Consider the following 19,578-nt stretch of genomic DNA (forward strand, 5'->3'; position numbering starts at 1 on the left):
CATATTTGTAATCTTAGTTGATAGTTGTGTTGTCAACTTAAATCTGGGACTTGTACTTTTTGATCTCATCCTAAAGGATTCATTTCAATCCGGCTATGGAACTGGACCTTCTCTCCGTCAATAGTATTCAGAACCATTATTGAGACGAGTCCATTTTTCTTCATTTGAGATTTTTTAATAAAATAAAGGATGTTTAATGTGCTTCTTATAATATTCTGATTTTAATGATAATCAGAAATATAATTGTCAAAAGAGAATAGGCCTGAATTTGAGATACAGGATATACTCTGCTCAATGAACATACTGAAGGGGATAAGTTATAATTTCAGATCGGAGATAAACTGTACAGCATTGAATCATAAATATAAGATGTGAGAGATATTCATTCAACACGAATTATTAAGACTGCAGGTCTGCTGATTATAAAAGAAAATAAGTTGCTGTTAGCATATAGTAACAATAAAAAAGCTTGGTATTTGCCTGGAGGAAAGATTGAAGCAGGAGAATCTCCTCAGTAATCTTTACAGAGAGAAAGATGGGAGGAGCTTACTCTTAAAATTGAAGTTAAGTCACTAAAATACTATTGTCATATTACCGCACCTGTATACGGAGAAGACGCAAATGTAAGGATGGAACAAGATTGTTTTCTGTATGAATTACACGAAAATATAATGCCTAATAATGAAATAGGAGCTGTCTGTTTTTTTGATAGCTATAGCTATGAACAAGAACCAGCACAAGTTATAGGTGTGTTTGAAGTATTTAAAAGGCTAAAAGCTGATGGATTAATAATCTAAGTGAATGACTTTTATTTGAAGACAAAGACATAAGCATGTAAAGAAAAGAGAAGATGAAGAATTAAATCGTGACTATTTCATCTTACCAGAATTTGATGTTGAAATAAGTTATCTAGAAATAATATTGTGTAATGGCAGAAAAACCAGATATTTTGCTCAGGATTGCTCTATTTTAGTCTTTTAGCAATTACTAAGCTAACATTTCTTGACCTTTTTAACAAACAACGTTCGAGGGACGAAGGTGACTCAATTTTAGATTAGTCCAGACGACTTCATTTTTAATTTTTAATGATAATCTGATATATAGCCTAAAACAATCATAAGTAATATTATTTCAGATAGATATCACAAAATTCAAATTTAATATAATCCAATGATATACGGAGTTTAAAATGGATCTTTAGGTATAATATACGATAGTCATTAATTTTTTCTTTCTATAATTTCACACCTCTACTTTGTGCGAAGGTGTTACTATTCTTTCCGGAATATTGCGTTCCCTCACAGCTATTCAGGTAAATATATCAATAATGCGGGCTTTTGTCGCTCTTCGTTAACATGCTTTAGGATATGTTGACTTGAGCCAGAAGCTAGAGATTTTTATGATTGAAACAAATATGCAGTTTAATGATATTTATCAGATACTAACAGAATTGGCTAGTCAAAAAAAGAAAGAGAACAAGCTTCGTAAGAGAATTGGATATGTGAAAAATGGAGAATATTGAGATCTCATTGGGGAGACTCAAATGGGATATAGACTCAAAGTCACAGAATAAGAACTTCAGGTACGAAGAAATAGCTTTTTGCAAAAAGCTGTTTCTTCGTACCTGAAGTTACTGACGATAGTTATTGGGTAAACATATTTCATCGCTATAAATACTCATTTTAGAAAGAGCAATTCATACATCGTCCATTCAAATGTATATAAGTCAGGTATTATCTGTGTAATTTCTTTTATTCACACTGTAAGCAACCCTTCATGTTCTACCTATTTCGACAGTATACCGATAGATATGGTGTTAACATATCTATCGTAGTCCATGAATTGTTATTTATCGCAGTAAATATAAACCTCCTTAAAGCAAATTTACTTTCTTATTCAAATGGGGTTATTCTCATTACATTAAGATAATAGAACTTAGCACTATTATTGTTATTAGGCCCTGCTGTTACCTTAAGTGTAATTATACCATCGCTATTTGCTTTCAATGGAGCTGTCGAAACCGTATTAGAGTCGTTACTGGATGCGTTTAGATACACAGTTTCTTCGGTGGCACCTTTTAATATATAGGCGGTTTCCCTATTATCCGTTACAGCCTTTCTCGAACCGAAAAATGTGAACACATATTCTTGATTAGGGTTTAACTTGCTGATAGAAAAGGCTCCTTCGTGTTTGTCGGCTTCACCGTAAAATGCGTATTTTGCGGCAAGATTTGGGATCCAATCAATCTGGCTTACCTCTACTCCTTGATCGTTAGTGCCCGTGAATCGTGCAATCAGTTCAATATTGATGCCAGTCTCTGCACCATCCATATCAGCTATATTCATCAGACGGCTTCCAACTGTAGTACCTCCTGTGAAACTTTGGTAAGAGGCAGAAATTTCCGTTTTATTAAAGTTTATATAAATTGGCTTTTGCAATACAAATTCATTCGGACCTTCCGTTTGGAAGTCTGTCAACTCTGTTATAGCCTCCGGCTTTAAAATAGCTGTATGAGCTGCAGTTTTAGCTATATCTGTGTAAAAATTAGTCATCCCTGTAGGTTTGTAAGTGTTTAATGTAACATCTCGCTCAAACAACTTCTCATACCAAGTACAGGCTGCTGTGAACCGTCCTATGCCTTTGTCCAGATGATACCCGTCTCTGGTAAAACTATCTCCCACAATACTGGTCCTCCCATTCTGAATAGCAGTTCCTGCAGGAATAATTATATCTATATCCACCAGATTTCCGGCTCTCGATACTGCATCGATTATTGCTGTATACATCTTCATCTGATCGTTCTCATAATTGACAAAGCCACTGTGAGTGGAGTTTGATGCATAAGCCCATGTTTGATGTAGAATATATTTAATATTCGTATTAGTTGCTTTTTCTTTTACATAGCTTACCAACTCAGGCAAAGATGCCTCGAAGTTTGAATATATTCCTGAATTTTGACTTACTTCCTGAAAACTTATATAGTCCCAATTTTCATCAGCAACTGCTTTTGAAATATTCCAGTTCTTGTCTACAGTACGTATTCCATCTTCATCTATCTTTCGGTATTCATAGGCCGATTTATTACCTTTTGCATTCTCTAAATGTGTTTCAAGGGAACAACCTCCAATATACATATTTCCTATAATAAGAGTTTTACCGTCTTCCTTAGCCAAGTCGTACAGGTAGTTTTCAACAGCATCTTCTGAAAAACTATTGCCGATTGCCAATATCCTGACAATACCTTTCCCTTCGTTAACTTCAACAAGGCATTCCGACTTCAAGCTTGTATTATTAACACTTACGCTAATCATAGTTTGTCCTGCAGATACACCCTCTACAATACAGCTCTTATCCGGATTAACACTAATTTTAGCTATTTCAGAATTGTCCGACTTCCAGATTATATCCTCCTTATTTATGACCTGGCTGACAAAAGATAGTTTCAAATTGATCCTGTCTTCTACATTTAATTTTACTACTTCTTTGTCAATACGAATATTTCCAAAATATTCTAACTTCGAAGCATCATTTTCACTGCAACCAACGGATAATAAGAAGGATATGAAGAATATCCCTAAAAATAAATTTAATAATTTACGTGATTTCATATATTCTAATTATAAAGTTATTACTTAATAAATCTTGTCTGGTTTAGATGTGGGCTATTGAATCCAAGCAACTTAAGCCCCTTTTGAATGTCAGGATGACTCATAAATAAATTCCAAAGTAATTGTGAGCGGTAGTTCTCTATCATTACTACGATAGGCCCCTGATCAATTGCCAAATAGCGTTTAGGATACCAATTTTCCGACTCACTATAGGCATCGTAGAAGCCAAAAGTTCCTAGAAGTGTATCTCTTTTACTATAAAGGTACCGCATAACATCCATTGATTCGTCAGGAGTGTAAACAATAGAAGAAAGGGCTGCAGTGGGAGCGATAACGCCAAGATCCTGTTCTTCATTTGGTGCATGCGCGTTATAGCCATTTACAGAATAACTGGCAGTCAGCCCCCAGCTATCGCTACCATATCCTTTGTACCCCTTTGGATTTCGGATGCAATACGCCCTATTGATTAATGTATAATTTTTAAACTCGGCAAAATAGTTTTCTGAGTATTTATCGCTCAACTCCCGGGGATCTAATCCCAGAAATGAATAATGTATCCAGAATAAAGGTCCTATGCCAAATTTATTATTATAGTTTATTCCAATAGGATATTCTTCTATTGTGTGTTGGCCTAAAATCTCCCCGTTTCTAGCCCATCCTTTATGATAAGTTTCGGTAGGTACCGGATATGTTGGAGAAGATACTGCCAGTATATAAGCAATAATGCATTCGTCAAATCCTCTGATAGGATGATTCATTCCAAACTCATGCTGAGGACTCCAATGCCAAAAGAGAACATCTTTACCGTTACGATACCAATCCCAGTTTGCTTCGCTCCAAAGTTTATTGATTCTTTCGGCTAAAGCTTTTTCGGTATTGTTACCGTTTATGAGGTATTGGTGTGCAGTTAACAGGCCTTGCATCATGAAAGCCGTTTCTACGACATCTCCTCCATTATCTTTATCACTAAATCCTTTTGCTTTTCCTGTATTCCCATACCACCAATGTGGAAATAAGCCATGGAAAGTATCTGCCTTCTCAAGAAAAGAAACTATCTTATTTAACCTTTCAATTCCTTCATCACGGGTAATGAAATTCCTTTCAATACCTACCAGTATTGCCATTACTCCAAATCCACTTCCGCCACTAGTTACTACATCTTTGTCATTTTCAGGATATACTTCGTCCATGTGGATTCTCTCTCGAGCCATTCCACTATTATTTTCAGATCCTTCCCAGAAATAATTGAAAGTTTTATGTTGAACTAGGTTCAATAGCTCTTCATCATTGAGTGCTTTCTGATTGTTGTTCTTTGTATTAGAACAACTTACAAGTAGTCCTGAAAATAAAGCAAGTAATATAAAAGACTTTATACTATTCATGTTTCATTTGGTTATTGATAAGTAAATTTTACTGTTTTAACATCCTTGCTCGAAGGACCTATCATAGCTTCGAATACTCCGGGTTCAGCAATATACTCCAAATCGTAATTGTAGAACTTGATAGCTTCAACATCTATTGTAAATTTTATTTTCTCAGAAGAGCCTGCCTTTAGAAATACTTTTTTAAAACCTTTCAACTCTTTTACAGGACGGGTAATACTTCCTTCTACATCTCTTAGATATAGCTGGACTACCTCAGCCCCATCATATTTTCCTGTATTAGATATTTCAACCGATATTTTAATCTCATCTTTTTCGGTAAGAATATTCTTGTCTAATATTATATCACCATACTGAAAAGTTGTATAACTTAAGCCATAACCAAAAGGATATAGCGGATCGTTGGAAACATCGATATAGTTACTTCTAAATTTCTCGAACCAATTACCCTCTTTCAATGGTCTTCCTGTATTTTTATGATTATAGAAAAGGGGAATCTGCCCTACATTCTGTGGAAATGTAGCTACTAGTTTTCCACTAGGATTCACATCGCCAAACAATACGTCAGCAATCGCTTGTGCAGCTTCGGTTCCTCCAAACCAGACATTCAAAATAGCAGGTACGTTTTGGTGTTCCCAAGTAAGAGTTAGTGGACGTCCTGTAAACAGAACCAGAATTACAGGTTTCCCTGTTTTCAATAATTCGGAGAGAAGTCTCTGTTGAACATCGGGAATATTCAGGTTTGTTCGCGAGCTCGATTCTCCGCTAAACTCGGATGTTTCGCCTAAAGCAGCTATTATCACATCGGCATCTTCGACTATCGATAGTGCTTCATCCCTTATTACGGCTTCAGAACGAGAATCACGTCCTAGTTCCCTGCCGAACATCGAGGCATATCTCTCAAGCTCTTCGGATTCGGTGAGATTACTACCTTTTGCATACAATACATCAACATTGTTGCCACCCACATCATTAATTCCCTCGACAAGTGTCATCGGAACATCAAGCTTAGCTGCTACACTCCAAGTTCCTACCATGTTTGAACGTGTATTGGCTAAAGGACCTACAACGGCTATTTTTCCCTTTTTACTTAGTGGAAGTGTGCTGTTGTTGTTCTTTAAAAGCACAAAACTTTCAGAAGCTAACTTCCTTGCAAAAGCACGATGTTCTTTGGTGTAAATATTTTTTTTTGCCCTATCCTCATCACAATATTTATATGGATTATCAAATAGTCCCAAGGTGTATTTAGCTTCGAGAATCCGCCGGCAAGCGCTGTTAATATCTTCCTCCGATACTTTTCCTTCTTTTAGGGATTGCATCACTGTAGAGTTAAATCCCTCTGTTACCATATCCATATCAATGCCTGCTTTAAGTGCTTTCTCCGATACTTTTTGCAGGTTTCCTATTCCATGGTCTACCATTTCTAATATGCCTGTGTAGTCCGTCACAACAAAGCCTTTAAATCCCCATTGCTTTCTCAATACGTCTGTCATCAGCCATTTATTAGCTGTGGCCGGAATACCATCAACCTCATTAAATGAAGCCATTACACTGCCAACTCCGGCGTCAACTGCTGCTTGATAAGGATACATATATTCATTAAACATACGGTTCTTACTCATATCGACTGTATTGTAGTCTCTTCCTGCTTCTGAAGCGCCATAGAGTGCATAGTGTTTGACACAAGCCATGATGTTTGAATTAGTACTATACATATCGTTTTCTTTTCCCTGATAGCCCTGAACCATTGCTTTGGCTATTTGTGCTCCCAGATATGGATCTTCTCCATTCCCTTCCGAGACACGACCCCAACGGGGATCTCTTGAAATATCAACCATTGGGCTGAAAGTCCAGGAAATACCATCGGAGCTAGCTTCAACAGCTGCTATTCTAGCCGATTTCTCTATAGCATCCATATCCCAAGAGCAGGCTAAGCCTAATGGAATCGGAAAGACAGTTTCATAACCATGTATCACATCCATTCCAAATAACAAAGGAATACCTAAACGGCTTTCTTCAACAGCTATTCGTTGAACTTCCTTTATTTTTCGGACTCCTTTTATATTAAATAGTCCTCCTATTTGACCATCTTTTATTTTTTGAGCTATGTTACTACTTTGGGTTTGTCCTGTTGTAATGTCTCCCGAACTAGGTAAATTAAGCTGGCCTATTTTTTCTTCAATAGTCATTTTGTTCATTAATTCATCAATGAACTGATCTTTTCTTATTTTACTACTCTTTTGAGCATATAATAAGTTTATAACGGAACAAAACAATAGAACGCCTATCAATATTTTCTTCATTATCTTTATATATTATATTCTATAATAAAAATCTAGATTTTATCTTAAAACGACATTAATCTTGTATACACTAGTTTTGGTTTGCATCTCTATTAAATATTCTCTTCCTCTTAGTATATTATCATCAAAAAAGGAAAATACATTTTCTCCTTTAGTTGACTCTTTCTCTTTTTCGCGTACTATTTTATTGTTTGCATCTTTTATAGTAAATTTTACCACTTCTCCATTTTCTACAAAATAATCAAGCTCATAAACGTCTCTGTCGGGATGTATCAACATATTATATACTTTGGTATATTGATCAATTACCGCTAAATGGAATCCCTCTTTGAAGCCGGGAGTAGTTTTTATATCTGCCAATCTGAGTCCTTTCTGTATATTTTCATTCCCCATTACTAAGTTCCATATCAGTCCGGTACGATAATTTTCTATCATCACTACGATAGGTCCCTGATCTATTGCTAATACCCGTTTATCGGCAATATTTTCGGAGGGACAAAATGCATCACTAAAACCATATTTATGTTTTAGATAGCCTAGCTTGTTCAACCCCAAAAGAACCTGAGTAGAGTAAAATGGAGTATAGGGGTAGGCTCCTAATGCGGCTGTAGGCGCTATAACTCCATCATCAATAAGCGGGGAGCGCGGTTTATATTCCCCTTGCGACTGAGTTCCTATTCCATAGCAGGCTGTCAAACCCCATGATGAATCGCTATAAGCATATTTTTCAGGTGCATTATAGATACAGTAGTGCCTGTTTATAAGCGTGTGATTTACATTCTGATACCAATAGTTGATATCATTGTCTTCCAACTTCTGAGGATTAAGCCCGAGCATGGAATACTGAGATAGAAACAATGAACCTCCATAGTCGGGTCCAAGCAAAAGTGTGTAATTATAATAAGTACGGTTAGGATGATAAAAAGCTCCATTTTGTTTCCAACCTTTTTTATAGACTTCTATATCTATATTATGTGGAGTTGGTGCGGCTAATGCCATGATATAAGTAATAAGTCCTTCATTCCATCCATTTATCGGTAAAGAAAACTGATTGTTTTCAGAAGACCACAACCAATATAGAGCATCGCCACTGTTAGTATAATGTTTCCAGTCGACACTACCCCACAATTCATCAATAATACGCGAGATATTGTTTTCTGTATTTGAACTCCCTTTGTAATATTCTTTTGCTGCAATTAAACCTTGCATCAACAGGCCGGTTTCGACAAGATCTCCGGTTTTGACTTGTTCTCCAAAATCAGCAGATAATCCATCTGGAGTATACCAATGGGACCAGGCACCATTGAAACGTTCACAGTTTTTCAAAAACTGACAAATTTTAAGTGTTCGTTCGCCTGCCTGACTTCTCGAAATCCATTTTCTTTCAGAGCCTATAATTAGTGACATTAGTCCGAAGCCAGTCCCCCCGGTAGTAATTATATTTCCCCTTTCAGTACCTTCATAAATCATGCCTGTGGCAGGTTCGGCCCCTTCATAAAAGAAATTAAACGTTTTGCGCTGTATCTCATCTAACACAGGATAAACATTTCTTGGCAGATAAGTTTCATCGTTTTTTACCAAAACAATTGTTTCTTGCTCATTCCCATCGGAACAGGCTGTGACAAAAATAAACGATATAAATAAAAGAACTATGATAGATTTTAGCTTCATCTGATAGCAAATTTTATCTCAATTAGATGAGAAATTTAGGATTGTCTAGCTGGATAACCAGCTAGACAATCCTTCTTAAAAGCTTAATAGCCAGGGTTTTGTGTTAAGATACCATTAGAGTTGTCTATTTCAACCTGAGGAATAGGGTATAATTCATGTTTTCCTACTACAAAGTTAGGGATGAGATCTTTCGCCAAATCCCAACGAACCAAGTCGAAGAAACGTTCAAACTCCATAGCCAATTCGATACGACGTTCGTGGCGGATTTTATCCCGTAAAATATTTTCATTCCTATCTGTTACTTTAGGCAAGACAGTATTGTCCCCACCTCTGGCACGTTCACGTACCATCTCCAATTTAGCCAGAGCATCATCAACGTTTCCGAGTTCATTCGCAGCTTCAGCATGCATCAAAACGATATCGGAATAACGTATTAGCCTTATATTTACCCATGTTCCTTGATTCCCGCTTTCACGCCCGTATGCCGATCTTTCCGATGGCAGTGTATATACTTTTTTGTTGAAAAATTTATTGTATGAATCACCGGAAGCCTGTATAGTTTCACCGTTTAGTATTTGCCCATCAGTTAAGACTGTAGCCTCTTTACGCGGATCGCCTGGTTCGTATGCAGCTATGAGGACAGTACTAGGGGAGTTGAATCCCCATCCAAGATTAGGAGTACCCCTTACGCCTTGTATCTGGGCATATTGTGAAGTTCTATTGATTTTTGAATTAGGCTGGTGTTCAACATCGACCTCAAAAATAGATTCGGGTCCAAACTCTTGTGCTTCTATAAAGATTTTATCATAAGGAGTTGATAGATCATTATCTCCTGAAGCTATAATTTCTCCGGTATATGTAATTACTTCACTCCAATTCTTCTCATATAAAGCCATTTTTGCAAGAATAGCTCTTGCTGTATTCTGAGTGACTCTACCAAAGTTTTTAGTACTAACCATTTCTTTTCGCGTCATCAAGTAAGGTATTGCCCAATCTATATCTTCTTTGGCTTTGACTTTTATTTCTGGTACGCTCATTCGCTCCGGCGACTCTTCTCCCGGAGAAAAGACACGGTCTACATACGGCACGGCACCGAAAGCCTGAGTCAATCTGAAGTACATGGCTCCACGCAAGACTAAAGCTTCAGCAACGATACTGTTTTTTACATTTTCCAAAGAATCCGGAATTGCAGTTGCCAGGCTTATCGCTCTGTTAGCATTGGATATAACATTAAAAGTTCCCTGATAATAATCTTTCAAAGCACTATTGTCGGTAGTAAAACTCATAGTAGAAAATGGGACTATGTTAGCACCATCAGATGGGTTGCTCCCTTTCTCCGCATCCGGTGTTGTATAGTTATGCATAGCCAGTCCAGCCCAACAAAATGAATATGCTCTAAGTCCGTCGTATGCTTTTTGCAACTCGCCTCTTGCCAATAAGTCTGTTCCTGTTACCCCTATATCAGTATTCTTATCATGTAACCACCCTTCGGGATAGCGATCCAGAAAAGAATCTGAACACGAAAAAAAGACAAATATTGTCAGTATGTATAATAAATTTTTCATAATAGCTTTTTAATTTGTTATTTCTTAGAATGATATCATAACACCTCCGGTAATTGTCATTGGAAGAGGATAAGTACCTCCATCATCAACTGCACCTTCCAATATACTACCACTAACTTCAGGAGTATAGCCCGAGTTCTTCTTAAACGTCAATAAGTTTTCTGCATTACAATAAACTCTTAAAGAGCTTACACCTAGTTTGCTTAGCACAGATGTAGGTACGTTATAGCCCAATTGCACTCCTCTCAATCGGATATACGAACCATCTTCAAGCAAGTTGGTCGATGGGGAATGATTATGGCCTCTGGCTGCATTAATCATAGGTTCGGAGTTTGATGTCTCTACTCCATGCCAACGATCGATCATATCTTCGTAATAATTGAATTGAGCAAAAGTAGGCAACTTCTTCTTATTTAATATTTTATTTCCAGATACCCCGTTGAAATTCATGTTAATGTCAAAGTTCTTGTATTCGAATCCTATAGAGAAACCGTATACGAAAGTAGGAATAGATGAGCCAATAAATGTCCGGTCGTTGCTGTCTATTTTTTCATCACCATTAACGTCTTTAAACCGGATATCTCCTGGTCTAGACACCCATGCCGACGGATAATATGCCGCTATTTCTTCATCTGTCTGGAAAATACCATCTTGAACATAACCATAAAATGATCCTATAGGATGCCCTACGGATGTACGATGATATACATGAGATAATGATGCGTTATTGTTACCTAAAGATACAACTCGGTTTCGTATAGTCGAACCATTAAAACTGGTATTATAAGCAAAATCACCTACTTTATCTCTCCATGAAACATTAAATTCTATTCCGCTATTACTAACCGACCCTGCATTGGTTACTTTATAGTTCGGTCCTATAGCTGCCGGAAGAGGAACCGTTGCTAATAAATCACTATTCTTTTTGTAGTAGTAACCAACATCGGCAGTCAGACGTTGTTGGAAGAAATACCCCTCAATTCCGACATCCACCCCAGTCATTACTTCCCAGTGTAAATTTTCGTCAGCCAGACCGTCAATTGTAGGCAAGTAAATAGTATTACCATCTAATATTATTGAACTACCCTGAGGGTCTATACGTCTGTAATTTTGAAAATCTCCAATCTTATCATTACCAAGTTTACCCCAACTGGCTCTTAACTTAAGAAAGTCAATTTTTTCTTTAAATGATTCCATGAAATTTTCTTCTGATATAACCCAGCCGGCTCCTATAGAAGGAAAGTATCCCCATCTATGGTTTGCAGCAAATTTTGAAGATCCATCGGCACGGAAAGTAGCTGTAAGTAAATATTTATTATCATAAGAATAATTTACACGAGAGAGGTAAGAGATGAAAGCTGATTGCCCAAAACTGTTGCCAACGCCTAGTTTTTTTGCTTTCTCGTCTAATGTCCATAAATCTTCCGGCAGATTTTCTTCATTGTTGAATATAGAGTCTGTGTGGGCTGAAAAGCCTTTGTGCTTGTTCTCGTAGGCTGTATAGCCAGCCATTGCTCCGATTTTATGTTTATCTATAGTTTTGTCATAATTCAATATAAAGTCGGCTTGGAGTTTAGTATACTCGTTTGTTTCTTTTTTTGCTGTAGCAACAAGATTTCGTTGGCTAGTTTCCTCCAGTCCGGGATAATTAACATCATAGATAGGTGTATAAGTCCTTGTGTTATTGATGCCAACATCGAAAAAGCCCGTAGCTTTAAATTTAAAATCTTTCAGGAAGCTGATTTCTGCATAAATATTTCCTACGGCCCTATATCCATAAGGCTCTTGTGTTCCTTTTCGTGTTTCCATTGTAGCTACAGGATTTCCCACATTACTTTGTATCCCGGGAGGAGGGGTAAATATTCCACCAAGCTTACTATAGTCTCTATCTGCTTCTGCACGATATGGGCTGTAAGTAGGTAATGCACGCGCGGCATTAGGTAAAACACCGCCGTACATAGGCTCTGTTTCCCATCGACTTAGCCCTACATTAGTGCCTAATTTTATAGCTTTATTTACTTTAATATCTCCTGCATAGTTTAAATTTAATCTTTCATAAGAGTTGTATCTAACTATACCATCTTGTTTATAATAGCCTGCCGAGATCATAGATGTGCTTTTGTCGTTCCCTGTGCTTACCGACAAATGATGATTGGTAATAATAGCTGGATGGAAAATCTCTTTTTGCCAATCCGTCCCCTTTCCAAGAAGATCTCCTTCCCAAGGGCTTGGGATAGCCGGAGGGGCAGCATCTTTCCCACTAGCTATTGCCTTTTCATATATAGCTAACTCATCGTAATATTCATTCATCAGGCGTTCATTATAAAGTACCGTAAATTCTGTCGCATCTGTAAGTTTCAACCTATCTCTGTTTGCCAGATATTGAACTCCGACATAACCATCGTATTTTACTTGGGTTTTACCCGCTTGTCCTCTATTCGTAGTTATTATGATAACTCCATTTGCACCCTGTACACCAAAAATTGATAATGACGATGGATCCTTCAGTACCTCCAAAGATAGGATGTCGTTCATATTCACAAAGTCAATATTGTCAACAATCATCCCATCTACCACAAATATAGGTTTAGTATCGGCATTTAGTGTTCCTACTCCTCTCAGTCTTATTTCAGGTGCTGCTCCTGGCGTTCCACTATTTACGATATTCAATCCAGGGACTTTACCTTGCAGTGCACTAATAGGATTATTGGTTGGAACACCTATCAGATCTTTTGTACTAACAGAAACAATAGATCCAGTAAGGTCTCTCTTACGTATCTTCCCATATCCGACCTCGATCTCCACAGCACCAAGTGTTGTAACATCACCTTCCAGAATGACATTTATAATTTCACTATCTCCCACTTTTATAGTTAAACTCTTTCTTCCGATATAAGAAAAATGAAGCTCATCTCCTTTTTGAGCAGAGATTGAGTATCTACCATCAATATCTGTTATTGTTGCCTGATTTGTGTTTACCACTTTTACAGAGACTCCAATCAAAGTTTCATTCATTTCATCGGTCACAACTCCTGTAATTGTTTTTGTTTGAGCAAAAACTTCACAAGGGAGTAGCACCAATACCATAGATAATAGTACTATCCGTATTACTATCTTACATTTTCTAAATTTGCTTTTTTTCATAGATGTGAATAAGTTTTTCATATTATATTAAGATTACCATAGTAATTTATGGGACATGTTGAACATGGTTATGTCTTGTTGAGTTAACAACAAGGAGACATTTGCAAAACAAATTTTTTTTTGTTGAATTGTTATAAAAAAAATCTCACGGAATACACCTTTTGAGTATCAATCGCAATCACGATCATCTCACAAAAACATGTAATTACTTAGTTATTAGTAAATAAAGTGTGTGTATGTTTATATCTATACGCTATTTTACTCTCAATAAGTATATTATAAATCCAATAAGAAGTCTGTTAAATGTATATTACTAGGGATATTTAGCTTCTTCCTTATTTTTGATCTGTTATTTTCAACTGTCCTTACAGATAAATTTAGCATTTGTGCAATTTCTTTAGAGTCATAGTTTAGCCTAAGGCACATGCATATTTTCAAATCATTAGGTGTAATATCAGGGGATATTTTTTTTAATTTCATAAAGAAATCGGGATGTTTTTCTTCGAATGTTATCAGAATAATTTCCCATTGATCTTCATTCTTTTCTCCTGTTTTTAGTAGATTTTTGAGTTTTCTATATAGTTCCGATATATCTTTTTTATCTTTTCCATAGTATTGGTTGTTAATTATCTCTCTGATATCATCTACCAATTTATTCTTTTGTAGAATAAGGTTTGCACGAGTAAATAATTCGGCATTCACCTGATTTATCTTTTTTTCTAATTGTAAATTTTGATATTTCAATCGATTCCTTTCTCTGGAACGTATCTTTTGTATATGAAGGTTCCGGTGATGTCTTAGAACTAATTTCCAAATTATCCAAAATAATGTGCAGGCAATGATAAAGTAGGAGATTATAGCTATTGTTGATTTGCAGAAAGGTTTCTCTATGATTAAATCTATTTGGTAAGGCTCGGAAGTCTCCTCCAATTGATTAATTGTGCGGACAAATAGTGTATAACGACCACTGGGTAATCGTTCAAAACTTATAATGTCCGATTTATGTGATTTTGACCAATCGCTGTCTATTCCTTTCAACTTAAATTGGAAATATTCATCTTGATAAAAAGAGTTGGGGTTAAAAACTTTGACTTGGACTAAGTTGGCATAAGAAGATTTTATAGTTATAATTGAGTCTTTATTCAACATGAGATTGTTGTACTCTGTATTCCCATTCCTGTCTGTTCCCGAAATATTTAGTATAATAGGAGAAGTGGGCAAACTATAGGTAGGTTTCCTATCCATTGTGTGAAGTAGGAATCCATTATCAAGACATATTAAACTTAATGTGTCATTGATGATACTGACGTTTTCGAAACGCTCTACCAAAGAGAGTCTATGGTTACCCAGAAAATATTGATCCATAATTAGAGCTTTTACCCCATCATAATATAATAGATAGACAGATTTATTGGTGATTATCCAGTAATGATGCTTTTTCTGTTTAACAATATTTTGTATACTTTTTACGGATGCTAGGCAATTATTCAAAATTGTGTTCGGTTCAATTTTATTTGATATTTCATCATATGTATAAAAAAGGCTGTCATTCGATAATACAATTCGGCTCCCTATCTTTAACATATTTATATTTTCGTGAAAATTGAATTGCTTATCACCTCCAAAATATGTATTAGCAGCTATACTAAAGTCCTGATTTAATCTTAATTTATAAACACCTTTATATGGAATTTTCAACCATAGATTATTTAAATAATCTGTCATCACGTATTTGACAGGAATATTTTGTATACCCACTTCTATTCTTTGGTTGCCATCAATAATTAAACACTTATTATACATTGAGGCTATAGATACATTTTTTTCGAACAGATGCTCTTCTTGAAAATTAAATACACCATTGTTATTTTCGCTGAATATCGAAGTTCTTAACTTCTTAGATATTTCTATAATACCTCTATTATGAGCACAGAATAAACGTCCATTACTTTCTGTCAGTTTCCAGGCCTGCCCCTGCGTATTATCTATTAATTTTATGTTATTTAATGATTTTGAACCGAAAAAATCTTTTTGCGAAATGTAATAAATACCTTGGTTCGTACATAAGAACAATCTTCCATCCCATATCTTCGCATCGTATATTGTTCCGATTTTATTTTGTCCAAATGTAAAATAATCTAGATTATCCCAGTATTGCATATTTCCAAGTCCGCTATCGTAACCAATCCAGACCGAGCCCAATTTGCTTTCAAAAAGAGACAAAATAGTATTATTCATCAATTGATTCCCTGTCGAGAAGTGGTTTAGTATCTGCCCATTCACATCTGCTTCGTAAATACCTTCTAAAATTGTACCTAGCAGATATTTCCCATTTTTTGTTCTAATGCCACAATTCAATTCTCCTACTTGTACAGCATCAGATATTGGGGAATCCCACTTTATCAACTCTTTATTATTATAAATAAAGATTCCAGAATTAGAAGTACCTATGAGATACTTATTATCTTGATAAGGCAGGATTACTCTTACATCTGTATTTTTTAATTTATCAGTACCTACCAACAATTCCAACTCAAGTCCATTTACACGATATAACCCACCTTTCATATATTGTACCCATAGTTCGTCTCCAGCTGGAAGCAAAAATAATACCGGCTTCGTTATATTCACCTTTTCTACTCTTGAATCTTTATATCTGAATATAGATTTAAATGACTGAAAATAGATTGCGTTGTCGTGCTTCCAACTTTGCCAGAAATCACCATACATAATATTTTTTTCAGGTACATCTTTACTTAAATGTGTATACATTAACTTTCCGGAATGTTCTCTGTCCCATCTGCCAAACCCTTCAACATTTCCTGTGTAAATGCAATTATGGTTCTCTACACATATCGATTTGATTGGTTGATTACCTGGTAAACGGTATAAGTTCCATTTTATGCCATCAAATTCGAGAAGACCGCTTTCATTTGCAACATAGATAAAACCTTTATCATCTTCTTTTATATTCCAATTCTTACTAGCTGCTCCATACAATTGCTTGTCAAGGTTATGAATATAAGGATTTTTGGAATAACCTATTAGAGAGACACATAACAAAGTAATCAAATGCATATGTTTAATATAAAATATAGATAATATGTGTTTCATTAGAAATATTTTGAGTTTGAAAATATATCAAGATTCATTACTGTCCCATTAAAATCTCAAATTGTTCTTTGAAATATTTGAAGTTTATTTAGTTGTCCCTCAAAAACTCACTTTTGCAACTAATTTATAAAAACAGATTGCCTGTATTTCTACCCGGATATAGACAATTTTTTGTTTATATTTGTTGATCATCCTCTTAAAGTTGAAAACTGAGGCTGCCAATAGCACATTGATAGCATCTCCAAAGTCCCCTTTGTAGAAGTTTCCGGACAATCTATGGTCCTGTTTTAGATGTCCGATAATTGGCTCTATAGCTGCCCGACGGTTATGTGATTCTTTCCGTTTCTGCTGTTGATAGGTATTCAATTTCTTTGAAAATGGCTTAGCAATATGAATGCTAGTCTCTACTATAACAGTTTTACCTTTATAGCCTCTGCTCGCAAAAACATTTTTGGGCGGCTTTTTCTTAAGTCTTTTGTATTGTTCTAAAGCTTTAGGTAATGTAGCAACATATTCATTCTTAAAGGATAAGGCTCCCACTGTTACTCTTGCACTTTGGGTATAAAGGGTAGAAGCCATCTTTCCGGACTCATGTTTTTTATGTTCTTCTCCTTTTGAAATGCAATGTACAGGAGGTTCATGCAGGCTATGAATCTTATTCTTATCACTTCTTTTTTGATTAAAAACTCTTGTGAATAAATTCAATGACTCGCTATAATTGTAATTATCTGGTAATTTACGTTCTAACTCTTGAGCTAATCGTCCTACGATTGTTCTAATTTTGCGACCGCCTGCACAGGATTTTTTCTTATTCTTGGGATGATTGCTGAAACGAATATCAACATACAACTTTTTCAATGTGTGAGTGTAAGCCTGACGGGGTATAATATTTTCCTGGTTGGTTATTTTCTTACATTTGGCTATGATTTTTCGATGCAACTTATTATCTGTCGGATAAGTGATATTTTTCTCTTGAACTGTCGTGTCAGCTGAAATATCTGGTTCATTACCATCTTTACCATTGATGTGGATACTTTCACACAGAATCAATTCGCATCCTTTGACGCCAATACGTTGTCGAAACATTACTAGTTCAGTTGTCACACATGGAATTTTCACAATAAACTTGTTTTGACCACACAAATACTTGTAGTAAATGTTTTCACTCCATTGTTCAACTAGTCTCTCATCCGATAAATTACGGATATATTTAAGAATCAGCAAGACAACCATCAGGCGAATTAGCTTGGATGGGACTCCTTCATCTGCACTATAAAACTTTGAAAACTCTCTTTCAAATATATCCCAATCTACCTTGAATGCTAAAATATAGAGTGGATGTTTTTGGTCTAAACTACCTCCCAAAGAAAAGAATAAACTTTGTTGGGCATCATTTTTACTTGGTCTAAGCATAAAAAAATTGCAATAATTAATGTGTAAAGATAAGGATTCTTCCAGATTTATACGAATGTATCTAAAGACAATTTACTATTAATTAGTGTTTTAAATGCTAAATAAGGAATGACTAGTTAGTTATAGAGGTTTTTCGAATCAACGGACTTGAATTTATAGCTTTGCAATCAGATTAATCTGATTGTACATGTTTCAAGATAAATTCGTTTTTATTCAAGAAACCCATGTAACTAACTAAATATCAAATATCTAAAAGAGTGATTTGTGATTTTAACGGGGCAGTAAAGATAAAGAATCAATAAAGATTTGGCTATCCCATATCTGGTGAAAGAGAATTATTTTATAATACCTGACAAAAACGGATTAAGGATTATTCCTTTATGGTAATGCCTCTAGTCTATACTTATTTTTTCGTCCGCTGTTTTTTTGATCTTTTATACGGAATGAGAAGTCTCAGTTACTTGTTGCTCTTTCTATTTTAACTAATATTCTGTTTTTGCCGGGATTAAGATTTAATACTTGTTGATATTCATCTGTAATCAAACTTTCACTGTCTTGTTTTTTGAAGATAGATGTACCATTGCAGAAGATTTCGAGTTGTTCGGTAAAGCCAAAATTAGCAGTAATCATTTGTTCTTTTGACGATTCTAAAGTACAAAATGCATAGGCTACGGATTTGTTTTTAGTTTCTAATAGAATATTTAACGAAACCCTGTCGGATAGCGGAGATGAATATTTCATCCATTTGATATTTTCACCTTTCTCATTGAAAAATGAGAATCCGGGAAAATGAGAAGTTGAGCTTTCTCCGTCCATCCCTTTCAGAAAGTCTATTTCAAAAGATGTTCCGCTTTCAAGACCAAAAGCAAGAGAAATCAGCCAGTAAGTGAAATATGAACCTTCAAGTTCCCTGATGTCGAGACGTATATCGGCAGGAGCAATCAGAGGTAACCCTTGATTGAAATATCCGACAGATCTGTTGAAAGAGCTTATCAAATCGTCATAATCTCTCAATACATGGTTGAAAGGATCCATTGCAAAGTCGTTCCAATAATCGCGGTTTTCGTTTTTCCAAATAGAATCAGAATCCTTTTGTATTTTAGCTAAACTAGCTCTACATTCGGTTATATTTATGTAAACATTATCTAATAAGGTTTTGGTTTTACCTCTGTCTTTGTATTGAATTTCAATTGCTTCCGTATATAAGGTGGTTGCTTCTGCTGAATTAAGTTTGGCTTTTGCCAGATATTTATATTCATCCGATACTATTCTGAATGCTTTATATTCATGTGTGTAATTTTTCGCTGTCTGATTCTTTAGTATCGAATTGACTTCGAGGCATGCCTCATAAATATCTTCCCAATCGGCTAAACTATAT

At 35.6% G+C, this 19,578-nt stretch carries 11 protein-coding genes and 1 pseudogene; 3 read left to right on the plus strand and 9 right to left on the minus strand.

All coding sequences use genetic code 11. From position 1 onward, the window contains the following. Positions 1–371 precede the first annotated feature (371 nt). The 3 genes and pseudogenes from JGH11_RS20080 to JGH11_RS20090 form a co-directional block, all read left to right on the plus strand. Positions 372–518: an NUDIX domain-containing protein gene (locus JGH11_RS20080; RefSeq protein WP_236263836.1), complete on the plus strand. Its 147-nt coding sequence runs from the start codon at positions 372–374 to the stop codon at positions 516–518. A 111-nt stretch (positions 519–629) separates the two neighbouring features. Next, a complete protein-coding gene (locus tag JGH11_RS20085) occupies positions 630–797 on the plus strand; it encodes a hypothetical protein (protein ID WP_236263837.1) in 168 nt (55 codons plus the stop codon). Between the two features lie 467 nt (positions 798–1,264). Further along, positions 1,265–1,522 (plus strand): annotated as a pseudogene (locus JGH11_RS20090) (ORF6N domain-containing protein); the annotation flags it as partial. Between the two features lie 370 nt (positions 1,523–1,892). Here JGH11_RS20090 and JGH11_RS02985 read toward each other — a convergent pair. The 9 genes from JGH11_RS02985 to JGH11_RS03025 form a co-directional block, all read right to left on the minus strand. Further along, on the minus strand, positions 1,893–3,608 hold the full coding sequence (locus JGH11_RS02985; protein WP_201110082.1) for a DUF4886 domain-containing protein: 1,716 nt from the start codon (positions 3,606–3,608) through the stop codon (positions 1,893–1,895). A 20-nt stretch (positions 3,609–3,628) separates the two neighbouring features. Further along, entirely contained in the window at positions 3,629–4,990 is a 1,362-nt protein-coding gene (locus JGH11_RS02990) for a glucoamylase family protein (protein WP_201110083.1), read from the minus strand. A gap of 11 nt (positions 4,991–5,001) precedes the next feature. Then, positions 5,002–7,293 carry a beta-glucosidase BglX gene (bglX, locus tag JGH11_RS02995; protein ID WP_201110084.1) on the minus strand — a complete coding sequence of 764 codons (2,292 nt, stop codon included), beginning with the start codon at positions 7,291–7,293 and terminating at the stop codon, positions 5,002–5,004. Positions 7,294–7,332: 39 nt separating this feature from the next. Beyond that, on the minus strand, positions 7,333–8,964 hold the full coding sequence (locus JGH11_RS03000; RefSeq protein WP_201110085.1) for a glucoamylase family protein: 1,632 nt from the start codon (positions 8,962–8,964) through the stop codon (positions 7,333–7,335). Between the two features lie 83 nt (positions 8,965–9,047). Continuing rightward, the gene (locus tag JGH11_RS03005; protein WP_201110086.1) at positions 9,048–10,529 is read right to left on the minus strand and encodes a RagB/SusD family nutrient uptake outer membrane protein; all 1,482 of its coding nucleotides are present in this window, start codon (positions 10,527–10,529) and stop codon (positions 9,048–9,050) included. A gap of 24 nt (positions 10,530–10,553) precedes the next feature. Beyond that, on the minus strand, positions 10,554–13,673 hold the full coding sequence (locus JGH11_RS03010) for a TonB-dependent receptor (RefSeq protein WP_236263838.1): 3,120 nt from the start codon (positions 13,671–13,673) through the stop codon (positions 10,554–10,556). A gap of 276 nt (positions 13,674–13,949) precedes the next feature. Beyond that, a complete protein-coding gene (locus JGH11_RS03015) occupies positions 13,950–16,751 on the minus strand; it encodes a triple tyrosine motif-containing protein (protein ID WP_201110087.1) in 2,802 nt (933 codons plus the stop codon). Between the two features lie 135 nt (positions 16,752–16,886). After that, positions 16,887–18,200: an IS5 family transposase gene (locus JGH11_RS03020; protein ID WP_201110088.1), complete on the minus strand. Its 1,314-nt coding sequence runs from the start codon at positions 18,198–18,200 to the stop codon at positions 16,887–16,889. A gap of 453 nt (positions 18,201–18,653) precedes the next feature. Beyond that, on the minus strand, positions 18,654–19,235 hold the full coding sequence (locus tag JGH11_RS03025) for a hypothetical protein (RefSeq protein WP_201110089.1): 582 nt from the start codon (positions 19,233–19,235) through the stop codon (positions 18,654–18,656). Positions 19,236–19,578: the final 343 nt, after the last annotated feature.

The sequence above is a fragment of the Dysgonomonas sp. Marseille-P4677 genome, from assembly GCF_016652235.1.
In the GTDB taxonomy this organism is placed as follows: Bacteria; Bacteroidota; Bacteroidia; order Bacteroidales; family Dysgonomonadaceae; genus Dysgonomonas.